This window comes from Paenibacillus caseinilyticus, from assembly GCF_027533645.1.
GTDB lineage: Bacteria > Bacillota > Bacilli > Paenibacillales > NBRC-103111 > Paenibacillus_G > Paenibacillus_G caseinilyticus.
The window spans coordinates 1-17561 of the sequence record NZ_JAQAGY010000043.1 but is presented as its reverse complement, the minus strand read 5'-3'; the positions used below and the strand labels follow the sequence as shown (position 1 = coordinate 17561).

At 50.3% G+C, this 17561-nt stretch carries 15 protein-coding genes; 7 read left to right on the top strand and 8 right to left on the bottom strand.

Annotated elements, in window-relative coordinates; translation table 11 throughout:
* Nucleotides 1-299 precede the first annotated feature (299 nt).
* From O9H32_RS32580 to dnaA, 8 genes are all read right to left on the bottom strand, one after another.
* Nucleotides 300-1370 carry an HD-GYP domain-containing protein gene (locus tag O9H32_RS32580; protein ID WP_269870233.1) on the bottom strand — a complete coding sequence of 357 codons (1071 nt, stop codon included), beginning with the start codon at nt 1368-1370 and terminating at the stop codon, nt 300-302.
* A 138-nt stretch (nt 1371-1508) separates the two neighbouring features.
* Complete coding sequence (gene gyrA, locus O9H32_RS32575) at nt 1509-4019, bottom strand: DNA gyrase subunit A (RefSeq protein ID WP_269870232.1); 2511 nt, start codon at nt 4017-4019, stop codon at nt 1509-1511.
* A 198-nt stretch (nt 4020-4217) separates the two neighbouring features.
* Nucleotides 4218-6131 (bottom strand): DNA topoisomerase (ATP-hydrolyzing) subunit B, encoded by a 1914-nt coding sequence (gene gyrB, locus O9H32_RS32570; protein ID WP_269870231.1) that lies wholly within the window; start codon nt 6129-6131, stop codon nt 4218-4220.
* Nucleotides 6132-6221: 90 nt separating this feature from the next.
* Nucleotides 6222-6470, bottom strand: coding sequence for an extracellular matrix regulator RemB (remB, locus tag O9H32_RS32565; RefSeq protein ID WP_269870230.1), 249 nt, complete (start codon nt 6468-6470; stop codon nt 6222-6224).
* Nucleotides 6471-6499: 29 nt separating this feature from the next.
* Nucleotides 6500-7606 (bottom strand): DNA replication/repair protein RecF, encoded by a 1107-nt coding sequence (gene recF / locus O9H32_RS32560; protein ID WP_269870229.1) that lies wholly within the window; start codon nt 7604-7606, stop codon nt 6500-6502.
* Nucleotides 7606-7821, bottom strand: coding sequence for a S4 domain-containing protein YaaA (gene yaaA / locus O9H32_RS32555; RefSeq protein ID WP_269870228.1), 216 nt, complete (start codon nt 7819-7821; stop codon nt 7606-7608). The genes recF and yaaA overlap by 1 nt, the downstream gene beginning before the upstream one ends.
* Before the next feature lie 14 nt (nt 7822-7835).
* The gene (gene dnaN / locus O9H32_RS32550; protein WP_269870227.1) at nt 7836-8978 is read right to left on the bottom strand and encodes a DNA polymerase III subunit beta; all 1143 of its coding nucleotides are present in this window, start codon (nt 8976-8978) and stop codon (nt 7836-7838) included.
* Nucleotides 8979-9211: 233 nt separating this feature from the next.
* Nucleotides 9212-10573, bottom strand: a complete 1362-nt coding sequence (gene dnaA / locus O9H32_RS32545; protein WP_269870226.1) for a chromosomal replication initiator protein DnaA — start codon at nt 10571-10573, stop codon at nt 9212-9214.
* Between the two features lie 505 nt (nt 10574-11078).
* On the opposite strand from dnaA, the gene rpmH reads away from it, so the two are divergent.
* The 7 genes from rpmH (at nt 11079) to rsmG (ending at nt 17439) form a co-directional block, all read left to right on the top strand.
* Nucleotides 11079-11213, top strand: a complete 135-nt coding sequence (gene rpmH / locus O9H32_RS32540; RefSeq protein WP_014372796.1) for a 50S ribosomal protein L34 — start codon at nt 11079-11081, stop codon at nt 11211-11213.
* A gap of 177 nt (nt 11214-11390) precedes the next feature.
* Nucleotides 11391-11762: a ribonuclease P protein component gene (gene rnpA, locus O9H32_RS32535; RefSeq protein WP_269870225.1), complete on the top strand. Its 372-nt coding sequence runs from the start codon at nt 11391-11393 to the stop codon at nt 11760-11762.
* A gap of 104 nt (nt 11763-11866) precedes the next feature.
* A complete protein-coding gene (gene yidC, locus O9H32_RS32530) occupies nt 11867-12598 on the top strand; it encodes a membrane protein insertase YidC (protein WP_269870224.1) in 732 nt (243 codons plus the stop codon).
* A gap of 101 nt (nt 12599-12699) precedes the next feature.
* Nucleotides 12700-13320: an RNA-binding cell elongation regulator Jag/EloR gene (gene jag, locus O9H32_RS32525; protein ID WP_269870223.1), complete on the top strand. Its 621-nt coding sequence runs from the start codon at nt 12700-12702 to the stop codon at nt 13318-13320.
* A 78-nt stretch (nt 13321-13398) separates the two neighbouring features.
* On the top strand, nt 13399-14775 hold the full coding sequence (mnmE, locus tag O9H32_RS32520) for a tRNA uridine-5-carboxymethylaminomethyl(34) synthesis GTPase MnmE (RefSeq protein ID WP_269870222.1): 1377 nt from the start codon (nt 13399-13401) through the stop codon (nt 14773-14775).
* 46 nt (nt 14776-14821) lie between these two features.
* Nucleotides 14822-16711, top strand: a complete 1890-nt coding sequence (gene mnmG / locus O9H32_RS32515; protein ID WP_269870221.1) for a tRNA uridine-5-carboxymethylaminomethyl(34) synthesis enzyme MnmG — start codon at nt 14822-14824, stop codon at nt 16709-16711.
* Nucleotides 16712-16713: 2 nt separating this feature from the next.
* Nucleotides 16714-17439 (top strand): 16S rRNA (guanine(527)-N(7))-methyltransferase RsmG, encoded by a 726-nt coding sequence (gene rsmG / locus O9H32_RS32510; protein ID WP_269870220.1) that lies wholly within the window; start codon nt 16714-16716, stop codon nt 17437-17439.
* Nucleotides 17440-17561: the final 122 nt, after the last annotated feature.

Genomic DNA, 17561 nt, shown 5'->3' with positions numbered 1-17561 from the left:
TGAGCCAGGATCAAACTCTCCATTAAAGAAAAGCTGACTTGCTCATTTTGAAGCATGGCAGAAACTCATTACTGAGCTTCTATATTTAACACTCACTCGATGTTCAGTTTTCAAAGGGCAATTTTCTTTTATCTCGTCCACCTGTTTAGCGGCGACTTGATTAATATACCACAACTGCCTTTTTGATTGCAAGTATTTTTTTTATTGAGTTCCAATTCGTTAAAAAAAGTCCCCGCCTCAAAGCAGCGAAGACCAATTTAACATATACCTTTTCTCTCGTCAAGTTCCCTATCCCCAAATTAGGGCGCAAGGACATCGAGAATATATAAGCTGCGATCTACAGACAGATTTATAATAGTCCCATTCACATTCACCCAAGGTCTTGTCAAATGGGTACGGTCCGAAAATACGATTTCTCCCGTTCTTCCATCACTGAGTTTGACTAACGTCCCATTATGAAACGAAGTCACTTTTTGGACGAATGTTTGGACAATAGCCGGATCGAGTTTGCCGAATGATTCTTGCAATAATTCTTCGAGTACAAGATAACGGGATTTGGCCTTCTTATGGAATCTGTCTGAAGTCATCGCATGAAACATATCTGTCACAGCGACAATTTTGGCATAAAGATGGATTTTGTCGCCTGAGATTCCCAGCGGGTAGCCCGATCCATCTTCCCGTTCATGATGCTGCAGAGCAGAGAGTTTGACTCCTTCATTTAACGCAGCTACCCCTTTGAGGATGTTGTAACCGAGAATGGTATGCTTCTTCATCCCCTCGAGTTCATCTGCATTCAGCTTATCCGGCTTGTATAAAAGAGAGGGCTCCAGTTTTGCGTTACCGATGTCATGTAAAAGCCCCCCAAGTGCAATGGGGATTAAGTCCTTGGCCGCGCAACCATGCCAACGGGCCAAGAGATACGAAGTAAGGCTCACCATAATGCTGTTGTGGTATAGATAATCCGTTAGATGAAACTTACTTGGATTAAAAGTCAGCACATTGTATTGGTCTATGTGCCGAATCAACCCCTCAAGGGCTGTCCGGATCTCTAACGTCGGTGGGGCCTGTCCGCCAGGACCCACGCTATCGAATACTTGGCGAAGCAGGCGGAGCATTATTTCATACTGCTCCTGGAACGTAGATTTGGGCCCCGCAGGCTTATCCGATGTAACCGTCGATTCCTCAGCCTTCTCCGCCTTCATATCCTTGGACTCAATTTCAACTGAGGAGATGAGGAATGCCTGTAATATGTCCTTATCTTGTCCGGATATCACTCTCCCTTTCGGAAAAAGCACCTGGTTTCGTTGTGTTATAACATTCTCGCTGATCTTGTCGCCAAACTTAAGTTGGGTAACAGGGACAGTCGCCATGAGAATCCCTCTCTCTGCCTTCAGTCTACTATCACAAAGTGTAGGCCGCTCACAATAAAATAATTCGGAAGACCTATGTACTTTCATTATAAAACAAAAAGAATGGGATGTAACCCCCATTCTTTTTGTTATTGTTACCTATTCTTGCGTCGGTTCATCCGAAGCTTCTCCATCTTCGATGAACTCGCCAGCTTCTTCGCCTTCCTCTAAATCCTCTGGCGGATCTTCACTCTTCTCCACTCTGGCAAGAGTAGAAACTTCATCTTCCTCCCGGATGTTAATCAGCCGGACGCCTTGCGTATTGCGGCCCATTAATGAAATACCTGACATGCTGGTCCGAATAACGGTACCGAAGGCGGTAATGATCATCAGATCCTCGTCTTCTTGCACGATCTTCAAGCCGACTACCGGTCCATTTTTTGGGGTAACATTCAAGGTCTTGATCCCTTTGCCGCCTCGGGACTGCAAACGATACTCCGATACAGGAGTTCTCTTGCCGAAGCCTTTGGAGGTAACGATCAAGACACTGTTATCCTCATGGACAACATCCATATCGATTACATCATCTTCGTCGTCAAGTTGGATCCCCTTCACACCTGTGGCCGACCGTCCCATAGCACGGACTTCGTTCTCAGGGAAATGAATGGACATGCCTTGGGCGGTACCCATAATGATCGATTGGTTGCCATCCGTTAGGCGCACCCCAATGAGATCATCATCCTCACGAAGAGTAATAGCAATCAATCCGCCTTTGCGGATGTTACTGTAATCGTCCAACGACGTTTTCTTCACAAGCCCTTTCTTCGTCGCGAAGAAGAGGTACTTGTCCGAGTCGAAGCCCTCTACAGGAATGACCGCATTGACGGTCTCGCCCTGTTCGATCTGAATCAGGTTGATGATCGGTGTTCCCCGAGCCGTACGGCTGAGATCCGGAATCTCATAGGCCTTCAGACGATACACCTTACCCTTGTCGGTAAAGAACAATAGGTAGTGGTGTGTGTTGGTTACAAACAAATGTTCAACAAAGTCCTTGTCCTTCGTATCCATACCCATGATCCCTTTGCCCCCGCGGCGCTGACTGCGGTAGGTGGTAACGGGCAGACGTTTGATATAACCGGTATGAGAAATGGTGATGACAACATCGCTTTGCGGGATGAGGTCCTCATCCTCAATGCTTTCTTCGCCGATGGTAATCTCCGAGCGGCGGTCATCCCCGAATTTCTCTTTGATTTCATTTAATTCTTCACTAATGATGGCCAGTACGAGCTGCTCATCAGCTAGAATGGCTTTGTACTCGGCAATCTTCTTCAGAATCTCGGCATACTCATCCTCGATCTTCTGACGTTCCAAGCCTGTAAGACGCTGCAGACGCATCTCGAGAATGGCTTGTGCCTGGTCAAAACTGAGTCCAAACCGGCTTATGAGGCCTTCTCTTGCTTCTTCGGTTGTGCGGGAAGCACGGATAAGCGCAATCACTTCATCCAGATGATCGAGCGCGATACGAAGACCTTCGAGAATATGAGCGCGAGCTTCCGCCTTGCGCAGTTCAAATTCGGTTCTCCGCCGGATAACAACCTTCTGATGCTCCAGATAGTGATAGAGCACATCACGAAGATTCAACACTTTGGGCTCGCCATTCACCAAGGCAAGCATAATAATACCGAAATTGGACTGCATAGCAGTCTGCTTGTACAAATTATTCAAAACGACGTTCGGGTTCACGTCGCGACGCAGTTCGATGACGATTCGCATCCCGTTGCGGTCCGACTCATCCCGCAGATCGGTAATCCCATCGATTTTCTTTTCGCGTACGAGCTCCGCAATCTTCTCGATCAACCGTGCTTTGTTTACCTGATAAGGCAGCTCATGCACAAGGATCCGTGCCTTGTTACCGTTCTCTTCGATCGTTGCCTTGGCGCGCATAATGACAGAGCCGCGGCCGGTCGCATATGCCTGTTTGATTCCTTCACGGCCCATAATATAACCGCCGGTAGGAAAGTCAGGTCCTTTGATCGACTGCATCAATTCAAGCGGAGTCACTTCCGGGTTCTGGATCAACTGCTGCACGCCGTTAATAACCTCGGTAAGGTTATGCGGAGGGATGTTCGTCGCCATACCGACAGCAATTCCTGAAAGCCCATTAACGAGAAGGTTCGGGAAACGAGAAGGAAGTACGGATGGTTCGTGTTCCTCTCCGTCGTAGTTGGGCACAAAATCGATGGTCTCTTTATTGATATCCCGCAGTAGCTCCATGGCAATCTTAGAGAGACGTGCTTCGGTATAACGCATGGCTGCCGCCATATCCCCGTCAATGGAACCAAAGTTCCCGTGACCATCCACCAGCATATACCGCAAAGAAAAGTCCTGCGCCATACGGACCATGGTCTCGTAAACTGCCGAATCCCCGTGCGGATGATACTTACCAATAACTTCACCGACGATTCTCGCCGACTTCTTGTACGGCTTGTCCGGAGACATGCCAAGCTCGGACATCGCAAAGAGAATCCGTCGATGCACAGGCTTCAGTCCATCCCGGACGTCCGGGAGTGCGCGGCTGACGATAATGCTCATCGCATAGTCCATAAAGGAGGTGCGCATTTCTGAACCGATATCAATTTCTTTTACTTGCGAACGAGGTTCTTCCGACATTGGTACCTCCTACAGTACTGGATTAGGCCTTTATTCAAAAGAGATGTATGAGATGACAAGTACGAAGTAATACGGTAAATCCTTATGCCCGTTATATCCCTGAAAATCGCGAAACTGCTGCAGGCCGATGAATAAAGCCCCGCTGCAGCAGATCCGCAAGATGAACCCCAAAGGGTTCGGTATGGGTAAGTCAGGAGATTAAATATCCAGGTTCTTCACATATCTGGCATGCAGCTGGATGAAGTCACGGCGAGGTTCTACCGCATCCCCCATCAAGGTATCGAATACGACATCCGCATCAATGGCATCCTGGATGCTAACCTGCAGCAGAGTACGGCTTTCGGGATCCATTGTGGTTTCCCACAGCTGTCCGGGGTTCATCTCTCCAAGACCCTTGTAACGCTGCACATTGACCTTGGCACCTTCTCCGAATTCCGCCATAATGGCCTCGCGCTGTTTATCGTTGTAGGCATACCGCACGGTCTTGTTCCGCTCCAGCTTGTAGAGGGGCGGCTGAGCGATGTACACGAATCCCGCTTCGATCAATTTGCGCATGTAGCGGAAGAAGAAGGTAAGAAGGAGCGTCCGAATGTGGGCTCCATCCACGTCCGCATCCGTCATGATGATAATTTTGTGGTACCGGGCTTTGGCGATGTCAAAATCCTCACCTATGCCTGTGCCGAGGGCTGTAATGATGGCCCGGATCTCGGTATTGGACAAGATTTTGTCCAGGCGTGCCTTCTCCACATTGAGAATCTTGCCCCGAAGCGGCAGGATAGCCTGGAAATGACGATCGCGTCCCTGCTTGGCGGAACCGCCGGCCGAGTCACCCTCAACGATGTAGACCTCGGAAATCGAGGCATCCTTCGAGGAGCAGTCGGCAAGCTTGCCGGGGAGGGAGCTGACTTCCAGCGCACTTTTGCGCCGGGTGAGCTCACGGGCCTTGCGCGCCGCTTCGCGGGCACGCTGGGCCTGCACGCCCTTCTCGACGATTTTTTTGGCGATGGCCGGGTTCTCCTGCAGAAATTCCTCGAGCTTCTCCGCGAACAAAGACTCCACAATGCCCCGGACTTCGCTGTTGCCAAGCTTCGTCTTCGTCTGCCCTTCGAACTGGGGATCCGGAATCTTAACGGAAATAATAGCCGTTAAGCCCTCCCGCACATCATCACCGGACAAATTCGCATCGCTGTCTTTAATCGCGTTATATTTACGGGCATATTCGTTCAGGATCCGGGTGAGCGCGCTCTTGAACCCGGACTCGTGAGTCCCGCCTTCATGCGTATTGATATTATTGGCAAAGGAGTAGATATTCTCCGTGTAGCTGTCGTTATACTGGAGCGCCACTTCGACCTGTATGTTATCCTTCTCGCCCTCCACATAGATCGGAGGCTGATGGACCGCTTCCCGGTTCTGATTCAAGTGCTCGACGAACGAAATGATCCCGCCCTCGTAGATGAATGTCTGCGAAGTGTCCGTCCGCTCATCGCTCAGCACGATCTCTATGCCTTTATTCAAAAAGGCCAGTTCCCGGATCCGGGACTGAAGCGTATCGAAATCATACTCCGTCGTCTCGGTGAAGATGGCATCGTCCGGCCAGAAGGTGACCTGTGTACCGGTCATCTCCGTGTCGCCGATAATCTTAATGTCATACTGAGGCGCACCACAGCTGTATTCCTGCTGATAGACTTTGCCTTCCCGCTTGACCTGTACTACCAGCTTCTTGGACAAGGCATTAACGACAGAGACGCCCACCCCGTGAAGACCGCCGGAAACCTTATACCCCTCGCCTCCGAACTTGCCTCCGGCGTGAAGAACCGTAAGCACGACTTCAAGCGTCGATTTTTTCAGCTTCGGATGTTCGCCGACCGGAATACCGCGGCCGTTATCGATAACGGTAACGGAGTTATCCTTGTGTACCATGACTTCGATGCGTGTACAGTAGCCGGCCAGCGCTTCGTCGATACTGTTGTCGACAACTTCCCACACCAGGTGATGAAGGCCTCGGGCGCTTGTCGAGCCGATATACATACCGGGCCGTTTGCGTACCGCCTCCAGACCTTCTAGCACCTGGATCTGACTTTCATCATAGGTCGTACCTGGATTTACAGACATGCAGACACCCACTTTTCCGTAATAAGAAAAGCTTCTTTCGAAGCCTTTTCTAAGAAGTTTATATCTGTGCAGAGAGGCTTTATGGTCGTGCTAATTCGTGAGCAGCTGATGGGCGCGTTTCTTAAGCGTCATGGAAGAGATGGGAGAGTAAAATACTTTCGTCTGGGTCACGACCAGCGATTTGCTCTCTTCGTCGCCAATGACTTCGACGCGCTTTTCCTTGCTGGCATAAGTCACGAACTGCTTGGAAATTTTGGAGGATTTTTCGATGGATAAGTCAAAAATGGCGACAAGCTCCGATGCGCGAATGATTTTCTCCCCGCCCAAATGGATAAACATGCAGGCCCTCTCCTTATCGGCGTAACTATCTATGTCAAGCTTCCGCTGCGTACATGAATCACAGAAGCGCTTTCGAGTTTGGATACATCCACACTTTCAATGCCGGTCGTTGTGATGAAGGTCTGCACCTTGCGTTGAAACGTCTCGATCAGCTGCGTCTGCCGGTACCGGTCCAGCTCGGATAGCACGTCATCAAGCAGAAGGAGAGGATATTCGCCCACTTCTTCATGAATCAGTTCAATCTCGGCCAGCTTCAGCGACAATGCCGTTGTCCGCTGCTGACCTTGAGATCCGAACGTCTGTGCTTCCTTGCCGTTGATATAGAACCGTAAATCATCACGGTGGGGTCCTACCATCGACACGCCGCGCCGCAGCTCCTGATCTTTCACCTGTGATAACTTTATCATAAATTGGTCGAATAAAACAGCTTCATCTTCCTCCAGGCTGCCGGAGAGAGAGCTGTCATAGTCAATTCGCAGCTGCTCCTCTCCGTTTGTGATCCCCCCATGGATCTTCTCCGCCCAGGATTGCAGCTTCTTTATAAAGCTTTGACGTTTTTTCATGATTTTAATACCAAAAGCAGCCAACTGTTCATTCCAAACTTCCAAAAGGGGCGCGGAAGCCGAGGAAGAGAACAATTGTTTGAGGTAATTGTTGCGCTGCACAAGGATCTTGTTGTACTGGGAAAGGTCATACAGGTAGGAAGGATGCACCTGACCGATCTCCATATCAAGAAATCGCCGACGGACGCCCGGAGAGCCCTTCACAATCTCAAGATCCTCCGGAGCGAACATGACGACGTTCAAGGAGCCGATGAAATTGCTCAGCTTCTTCTGTTCGAGCCCGTTGATCTTAGCTTTTTTCCCCTGCTGTGAGACCGACAAGTCCAGCTGCACACTCCCGTAGCGCTTGTCCACTTCGGCGTGCAGCTGGGCCGCCGGCGATTCCCAGCGGATAAGCTCTTTATCTTGATTGGTCCGGTGTGACTTGGTTAGAGCCAGAACGAAGATCGATTCGAGCAAGTTCGTCTTTCCCTGCGCATTGGGACCCACAATGATGTTGACCATGGCGTCCGTCTTAAACTCCACATGCTCATAATTCCGGTAGTTTTGAAGTGCGAGCCGGGTTAACTGCATCAGCCTTGAACCACCTGAAAATCCCCGCAGCCTTCCACTTTGATGATATCGGATGAGCGGAGCTTCCGGCCTCGGCGGTTCTCCGGCTCCCCATTGACGGTAATCGCTGTTTCCTCCAAGAATGGCTTGGCTTGTCCACCTGTGGATATACAGTCTGCAAGCTTCAGAAACTGCCCCAGCGTAATGTATTCAGTGTGAATGGCTATTGATTTCATAGGTGAATGCTCCTTTATCCGGTCGTTCTGTAAGGCAAAATCAGCTGCAGCAGGCTGGAATTCTCGTCCGGCCGGATAATAATGGGCTGCATGGCGCCGGTAAAGCCGATGTGGATGTGCTCGGAATCCATGACTTTGAGCGCATCGAGCATGTATTTGGAGTTGAAGGAGATCCGCAGCAGCTCACCGTTCAGGCGGGCGGCCGTCAGTTCCTCGGTTACTTTGCCGAGTTCAGAAGAGGAGGAGGAGATCTCGATGGTCTGATCCTCGCGCATAATCAGCTTGACGATGTTCGTTTTCTCTTCACGGGACAGCAAATAAGCACGGTCGATCGCATCGGCCAAATCATTGGTATTGATGACAAGCTCGGTCTGATAAGTCTGCGGGATGAGCTTGGACGTATCCGGGTAGGTGCCGTCGAGAATACGGGAATAGAAAAGAATGGAGCTCATTTTGAATAACACCTGGTTCTCCGCGAACACCACGTCGATCAACGTATTTTGGTCTGGCAAAATTTTATTGAGTTCGTTGAGCGTTTTGCCGGAAATCGACACATTGCTGAGAACAAAGCCTTCCTCGGTATCGATATGGGTTTCGCGGCTTGCCAGGCGGTGTCTGTCACAGGCCGTGAATTTGAGTTTGCCGTCGGCGATCGTCCACAAAATCCCCGTAAGAATAGGGGTGGCTTCGTTAGTCGAAACGGCAAACGCGGTCTGCTTGATCATGGTCTTGAGCAAATCGCTTGGAATCTGAATCCGCTTGTTCTCTTCAATCCCCGGCATGATCGGATACTCTTCCGGATCGAGGCCCACCAGCTGGATTTCGGAAGAGCCGGAACGGATGGTCGTATGGAAGCCTTCCTTCACTTCAATTTCAACCTGCTGCGCCGGCAGCTTTCGAATAATCTCGACAAAAAATTTGGAAGGCAGAACGACACTTCCGGCCTGCTTCAGGTCTATCACCGAAATTTCGTTTTTCTCCTTGGGGATAAAACTTTGGATTGAAATATCCGTGTCGCTGGCCGTTAAGGTCATTCCGGTCGAATCCGCATCTATTTTGATTCCGCCCAAAATGGGAATGGTCGTTTTGCTGGAAATGGCCTTCGAGACGTGCTGTATGGATTCGTTCAAGTATTCTTTCAGTACCGTTAACTTCATAATGTCACTCCTACGGGTTCTAAAGTAGTCGGATACGGCATATACCCTTTATATTACCTTTTTTTTATTAGTAATAGTAGTAGGGGCTGAGGATATGTGGATATGTGGCCTAAAGGGGCATAGGAAAAGCCTATCCACATGTGAATAGTTTGTGCATAGGCTTCTCCATATTCAGCTGGTTATCCCAAGGGTCAAGTCTGTGTATAACTTCAAGAAACAGAAAATAAAGCGACTTACATCGTCACGTTCTTCACTTTCTCGCTGATGTTCTGGATGATCTTATAGAGATCCTGATCCGCCTTCAAAGCAGCGGAGATTTTCTCATGGGCATGAATGACCGTCGTATGGTCACGTCCCCCGAATGCATCCCCGATCTTAGGCAGAGAGAAATCCGTCATTTCCCGTGCGAGATACATCGCGATCTGCCGTGGGAATGCAACGGTCTTGGTTCTCTTGCGCGCTTTGAAATCTTCGATCTTCAGTCCGTAAAATTCCCCGACTTTCGCCTGGATATCCTGTATCGTTATCACTTTGGGCCTCGAGCTCGGAATAATATCCTTCAAAGCTTCCGCGGCCAGGTGGGAAGTAATATCCTCGTTGATCAGGGAGGAATAGGCCACGACTCGGATCAAGGCACCTTCGAGCTCCCGGATGTTCGAATCAATCTGATTGGCGATATAGACCATCGCTTCGTTCGGAATATCCAGATTCTCGGCCTTCGCTTTCTTGCGCAGGATGGCGATCCGTGTCTCCAGGTCCGGCGGCTGGATGTCCGTAATGAGACCCCATTCGAAGCGGGATCGAAGCCGTTCCTCGAGCGTCGGTATTTCTTTGGGCGGCCGGTCACTGGAGATGATGATTTGCTTACGTTCTTCGTGAAGCGCATTGAACGTATGGAAGAACTCTTCCTGGGTCTGTTCTTTACCGGCAAGGAACTGAATATCATCTATAAGAAGAATGTCGATACTGCGGTATTTGGCACGGAAACTCTCGCCCCGGTTATCCCGGATAGCGTTGATAAACTCGTTGGTGAACTTCTCCGACGAGATATAGAGCACGCGGGCGCTCGGGTTGTGCTCCAGCACAAAATGGCCGATTGCATGCATCAAGTGCGTCTTGCCGAGTCCGACGCCTCCGTACAGGAACAGCGGATTGTAAGCTTTGGCCGGCGCTTCGGCGACGGCCAGCGACGCTGCATGCGCGAACCGGTTCCCGGCCCCGATCACGAACGTATCGAACGTATATTTCGGGTTCATCATATGGCTGAATGTTTCTTCGGCTGCAGGTGGCTGCTTCGGTTTCACGGGAAGGGCTTCGGATGGAGTGCCGGCAGCTTCCGTTTGCTCATCTTCAATCGTGAATTTGAGCTCGACCGGGTGGCCCTTGTAATCGACAATGGCTTCGTTGATGTGTTTGGTGTAGCGGTCTTCCAGCCATTCTCTTGCAAATTTGTTGGGAGCGCAGATCGTCACCGTCGAATTGTTGAAAATCACGGCTCTTGTGGACGCAAGCCACGTTTCGTAGCTCGGTTTGCTCACCCTTTTTTGCAATATTAGAAGTACTTGCTGCCACTGGTCATTAGGATGGCTCTCCACAATGTATTCACTCCTTCAAAAAAATAACCGGTGTGGCATAAGCCGTGATCCTGTAGAAAAAAACGGAATGGTGTCGTAAACTATCCACATTATGCAGGGCGGCAGAAACAAAATTATTCAGAGGCCTGAAAATTGTTCACAAAGATATCCACAGGCTGTTGATAACATTGTTGACAAAAAGTTATATCCACAACGGAAAACATACTCATGATATCAAAAATGACCCCGGTACGCAACGGAACTTTTGTATTTATCCACACTACCTACACCTTGTGTGAAAAACTTATCAACAGCACAAGATATTGTTAATATGCTGTTTACAATTCGACAAAACCTGTGGAGATCCGTGAAAAAATTATACACAGGCTGTTTTGGCCGTTAACCGGACTTGCTTGTGTATAACTTTGCCGTTTCCTAGAGATTGACTTTTGGAGCTGAAAGTGGTTTAATGTTGAAAGGTATTTTTAAGGGAACGAGTTTCCTGTAGTAAGGAGGTGCACGATCAATGAGACCTACATTTAAACCGAATGTCAGAAAGCGCAGCAAAGTTCATGGCTTCCGTAAAAGAATGAGCACGAAGAATGGTCGCAAAGTACTGGCCGCTCGTCGACTGAAGGGCAGAAAAGTACTCAGCGCATAAGACGAAAGACCACTGTACAGGTGGTCTTTTTTTATTGTTACTATAGATGAAGCGGAATCGTTGCCGCCGGACCGCGTCTTTTGGGGGAAGGTCAGGGTTTAAAACCGCCCACTTCCGTAAAGGATAGGGAAGTTGTGCCGTAATTTACGGATGGGCTTTGTGGGAGTGCGAGGATATATGGAAAAAAGGAATCGTCTGACCAAAAGAGAATATTTCGATAAAGTGTACAGGTACGGGAAGTCGGCCGCGAACCACCAGTTCGTACTATATTATAAATTCCAGCCACAGCTGGTCTCCTTCCGTTTCGGGGTGTCGGTGAGCAAGAAGCTCGGCAACGCCGTAGTGCGTAATCGGATCCGGCGGGTATTGAAAGAAATTGTCCGGCTGAATGCGGCAAGAATGCCCCGCGGTTATGATCTCATTCTTATCGCTCGCAAACCGGCGGCGAAAATGACGTATCATGAGATGGAAAAAAGTGTGTTCCATGTCTTCAAAAGAGCCTCTTTGCTCCAAAAGAAAGAAGAAGCCCCCCGCAAGGAATCGTTATAATAAAGCCGGGGATTCATTTTCTCAAACCTTGAGATTAGTTTCTTTGCAGCCATAGATATGATATAGTGTATTATTGGAAAAGATGAAACTGGGAGGATGTTCTTTTGACGCGCCGATCACTTAAATACATACCGTTTTTTGCGGTATTTCTTCTGCTTGCGGGATGCTCACCGGCTAATACGCCTATTGATCCCAGCAAAAGCATGTGGGACAGATTTGCCGTTGGTCCCTTAGCGAGCACGCTTGATTGGTTCGCCGATCTCATGTGGGGTTCTTACGGACTCTCCATCCTTGTCGTTACGATCATTATTCGTCTTATCATCCTCCCGCTGACGCTGAAGCAGTACCGGAGTTCAAAGCGGATGCAGGATCTGCAGCCGGAGATGAAGAAAATCAAGGACAAGTACAAGGATGATCCGAAAAAGCAGCAGGAAGAAACGATGAAGCTTTTCCAAAAAGAAGGCGTCAACCCGCTGGCCGGATGTTTGCCTGTTGTCGTCCAAATGCCGATTCTCATCGCTTTGTATAATGCCATTATGCGTAATACCGAAATCGGAACCCACTCGTTTCTATGGATGCAGCTTGGAACGAAGGATCCTTATTATATTTTGCCGCTTCTCGCTGCTTTAACCACCTTCCTGCAGCAGAAGGTCATGTCATCGCAGATGAATCCCCAAATGCAGAGCCTGATGTTCATTTTCCCAATCCTGATCTTCGTGATGGCCATGAACTTCGCGTCGGCGCTGCCGCTGTACTGGGTGTACAGCAACATCTTCACTATCGTGCAGTCCTACTTCCTGTACCGCAAACCGAATGACGGTTCGCTCAAGAAGTAATCGGTTGTAATCTGGCACGTACGTGTTGCGGCCGGTGCCTGTGTCCGCGATTCTTGAAGGTAACTGAAATTAAGGAACTAATTTCAGGGTGAGGTGGCCAGATGAAGAAAATCGTGGTTACGGGGAAGACCATTGAGGATGCGGTCGCAAGCGGCTTGGCTCAACTCGGGGTTCCGGAAGAACGTACGAAGAGCACCGTGCTGGAACATCCTGCTAAAGGCTTGTTCGGATTGTTCGGTGTCAAGGAGGCCCGTGTCGAGCTGGAAGTGCTGCCCGATCCCATCGAAGAGGCCGAAGCCTTCCTGCGGGAGGTTCTTGGTGCGATGGATCTTCCGAATGTGCGGATCGACAGAAAGCGGAGCAGGGAAGGGACGGAGCTTCACTTGTTCGGTGGCGAGCTCGGAATGCTGATCGGCCGCCGCGGGCAGACGCTGGACGCTCTTCAGTATTTGGCGAATATTGTCGCCAACCGGTATGCCGATCATCATGTGAGGATCATCCTTGATGCGGAGCAGTTCCGGGAACGGCGCAAACAAACGCTGAGAGAGCTGGCTGACCGGCTGGCCGAACGGGTCATCCGCACCAAGAAGGAAGTGGTCTTGGAACCGATGCCTTCGCAGGATCGCAAAGTGATTCATGCCCAGCTGCAGCAGAACCATCAGGTGCGAACCTTCTCCCGCGGAGACGAACCGAGCCGCCGGGTGGTTATCGTATTACGTTAGATCCCGTTGCAATGTCGTCATCGTCGTATGACTACATTGCTTTTTCTTTAGAATCGAAGGATTGGAGAGGAATGCATCATGAATCAAGACACCATCGCGGCGATTGCCACCCCTTCGGGCGAAGGCGGGATAGCGGTCATCCGGGTAAGCGGGGACGAGGCCGTCGAGGTCAGTGACCGGATCTTTGCCGGCAAAAAGAAGCTGGCTGAGGTGCAAACCCATACGGTGAATTACGGTTATATCCGGGAACCGGATACAGGCCAGCGGACCGAGGAAGTACTGGTAACCGTGATGCGTGCGCCGCGCTCGTTCACGAAAGAAGATGTGGTGGAGATCTCTTGTCACGGAGGCTTCGTCTCGGTTCGTAAAGTGCTGGATCTGCTTCTCGAGCATGGCGCACGGCTCGCCGAACCCGGCGAGTTCACGAAGCGAGCTTACTTGAACGGAAGGATCGATCTGTCGCAGGCGGAAGCCGTCATCGATCTCATTCGCGCAAAGTCGGACCGGGCATTCCGTATTGCGCTGAAGCAATCGGAGGGTACGCTCTCCAAGCGGATCAAGGAACTGCGCTTCCGTCTTGTGGAGCTCATGGCTCATATCGAAGTCAACATCGATTATCCGGAACATGATGTCGAGGAACTGACGAACTTGTTCATCAAGGATAAATGTTCGGCGGCCCTTGGCGATATTGAACACCTGCTGACGACCGCCCAACAAGGCAAAATTCTGCGTGAAGGACTCGTCACGGCCATCATCGGAAGACCGAATGTCGGCAAGTCATCGCTGATGAATACGCTGGCGCAGGAAGAGCGGGCCATTGTTACGGAAATCGCGGGCACGACGCGAGATGTGGTGGAGGAGTACGTTCATGTGAACGGGATCCCGCTGAAGCTGCTTGATACGGCCGGGATCCGGGAAACCTCGGATGTGGTGGAGCAGATCGGCGTGGAGAAGTCGAGGCAGGCCTTGTCGGATGCTGATCTGATCCTGCTGGTCATGAACGGTTCGGAACCGCTGCAGCAAGGCGAGCTGGAGCTTATTGAGCAGCTTCGGGGGCGGCAGGTCATCGCCATTATCAATAAGCAGGACCTTCCGCAGCGTATTGAGATGGACTTTCTGACCGGGGCGTTCGGAAGCGAGCATGTGGTCCGGATGTCTCTTCTGGCTCAAGAAGGGATCTCGGACTTGGAAAAAGCTATTGCTGGTCTTTTTTTCAGTGGTCAGGTAGAATCAAGTGATCTGACTTATGTTAGCAATGCGCGGCATATCGGCTTGTTGAAGCAGGCGCGTACGGCATTGACGGAAGCTCACCAAGCGGCGGAAAGCTATGTGCCGATCGATATGATCCAGATTGATATACGGAACGCATGGGAGCATCTCGGCGAAATTATCGGCGATGCGGTCAGCGAATCCTTAATCGATCAGATTTTCTCGCAGTTTTGTCTTGGCAAATAAGAATCGCATTTCATATAAAATTACAGAAGTAAGAGGAGGTTCACCGATGAGCTATAGTGCAGGGGAGTACGACGTTATCGTCATCGGAGCCGGTCATGCTGGAGTTGAGGCTGCGCTGGCATCCGCACGGATGGGATGTGAGACGCTGCTTCTGACCATCAATCTGGATATGGTCGCCTTCATGCCGTGCAATCCTTCGGTTGGCGGCCCGGCCAAAGGCCATGTCGTCCGGGAGATCGATGCGCTCGGCGGCGAAATGGGACGGAATATCGACAAGACATACATTCAAATGCGGATGCTGAATACCGGCAAGGGGCCTGCCGTTCATGCACTTCGTGCGCAGGCGGACAAATTCCTGTATCAGCAGAGCATGAAAGAAACGATTGAGCGTACGGAGAAGCTCACACTGCGCCAAGGCATGGTAGAGGAGCTTGTTGTGGAAGACGGCGTATGCCGCGGCGTCATTACCAAGACAGGCGCTACCTATCACGGGAAAGCCATCGTCCTGACGACGGGGACATACCTGCGCGGCAAAATTATCATGGGCGAGCTTATGTACGAAAGCGGACCAAACAACCAGCAGCCTTCCGTAAAGCTGTCGGAAGAGCTGCGCAAGCATGGATTGGAACTGGTCCGGTTCAAGACCGGAACCCCGCCGCGGGTTCATGGCGACACCATCGACTTCTCACAGACCTCGATTCAACCAGGGGATGAGAAGCCCAAATTCTTTTCCTATGAAACGACGCAGGAAGTTCCTGATCAGCTGCCTTGCTGGCTGACGTATACTTCGGAGCAGACCCATCAAGTCATCAATGACAATCTCCACCGCGCTCCGATGTTCTCCGGTGCTATCGAAGGCACGGGCCCACGCTACTGCCCTTCCATCGAAGATAAGATTGTGCGCTTCAGCGATAAGCCGAAGCACCAGATCTTCTTGGAGCCTGAAGGCCGCAATACCAAGGAGTATTATGTCCAAGGGTTGTCCACTTCCATGCCGGAGGATGTGCAGCTTCAGATTCTCCGTTCGATTCCGGGCCTCGAGAAGGTAGAGATGATGCGTACCGGTTATGCGATTGAATATGATGCCGTCGTACCTACGCAGTTGAAGCCTTCACTCGAAACGAAGGCGATCGATGGGCTGTTCACAGCCGGTCAAATCAACGGCACTTCAGGCTATGAAGAAGCAGCAGGCCAAGGGATTATGGCCGGCATTAACGCCGCGCGGAAAGTACAGCAGAAAGAACCGGTGATTCTTGACCGTTCGGAAGCTTACATCGGCGTACTGATCGACGATCTCGTCACGAAAGGTACTAGCGAGCCATACCGTCTTCTCACATCACGTGCGGAATACCGCCTGCTGCTCCGTCACGACAATGCGGATCTTCGGTTGACCCAAACGGGCTATGATATCGGACTGATCTCTCAGGAACGGTATGCCAGCTATCAAGACAAGGTACAGCGGGTGGAAGAGGAATTAGAGCGCCTGAAGACGACGAAGGTGAAGCCGACGGCAGAGGTTCAAAGTCTTCTCGCTTCGCTCGGCAGTGCTGAAATCAACAACTCGGTAGATTTACTTTCGCTTCTGCGACGTCCGGAAGTAACTTACGAGCACCTGCATACCCTGTCGCCATCTTCCGTCGAACTGACCGAAGATATGAAAGAACAGGTCGAGATCCAGGTGAAATACAGCGGATATATTGAGAAGCAGCTTCTTCAAGTCGAGCGTCTGCGCAAGATGGAGAAGAAAAAAATTCCGGATGATATCATCTATGAAGATATTCATGGGATGGCGATAGAAGCGAAGCAAAAGCTCGCCAAGATCAGACCCATCTCCATCGGCCAAGCGTCCCGGATCTCCGGTGTGACTCCTGCGGATATCTCCATTCTGCTCGTGCACTTGGAGCATTATAATAAAGTCATTGCTTCGAGAGGATAAATATGGATTCTGTACAACAACAATTTATCGAGCTGCTTGAGCCTCATGGAATTCACTTAACCGAGGGGCAGCTCTCTCAATTCGAAACGTATTACCGGGAGCTTGTGGATTGGAACGAACGGATGAACCTAACTGGGATTACAGAAAGGAAGCAAGTGTACCTCAAACATTTCTTTGACTCGCTATCGCTTTCTTTTTATGTTTCCATGGAGGATCATGCGGCGCTTGCCGATATTGGCTCCGGGGCAGGGTTTCCTAGCATTCCGTTGAAAATTGTGTATCCTCATCTGCAAGTCACCATCGTAGACTCTCTTAACAAAAGAATACAATTCTTGAATTATTTGTCAATGTCTCTTGGGTTATCTAATGTCACCTGTGTGCATGGACGAGCAGAGGATATCGCCAGACAGGCTGCACACCGGGACCGATATGATTTGGTCACAGCCCGTGCGGTGGCCCGTTTGGCGGTACTCAACGAATTTTGTTTGCCGTTCACCTCGGTCGATGGCTTGTTCATTGCGATGAAAGGCCAAGATGTCGGCGACGAACTTCAAGAAGCGAAGCGAAGCTTGCAGGAGCTTCAAGCTGAAGTGGTGGAAACCCACCGATTTATTCTGCCTATAGAAGAATCGGTGAGGCACTTGGTCATCGCCAAGAAAATAGCCGCAACACCCACTCCATATCCTCGCAAAGCTGGAATTCCACTTAAAGAACCGCTGCTGTCTTAGGAGGCCACTGAAAAAGTCCGTCCTATAAAAAAGCACAGCACTTCAAGAAAATTGAAGTGGCTGTGCTTTTTTTGACGTATAATTGAGTCATCACGAAAAGTGGGTGAGACGGATGATCCAAC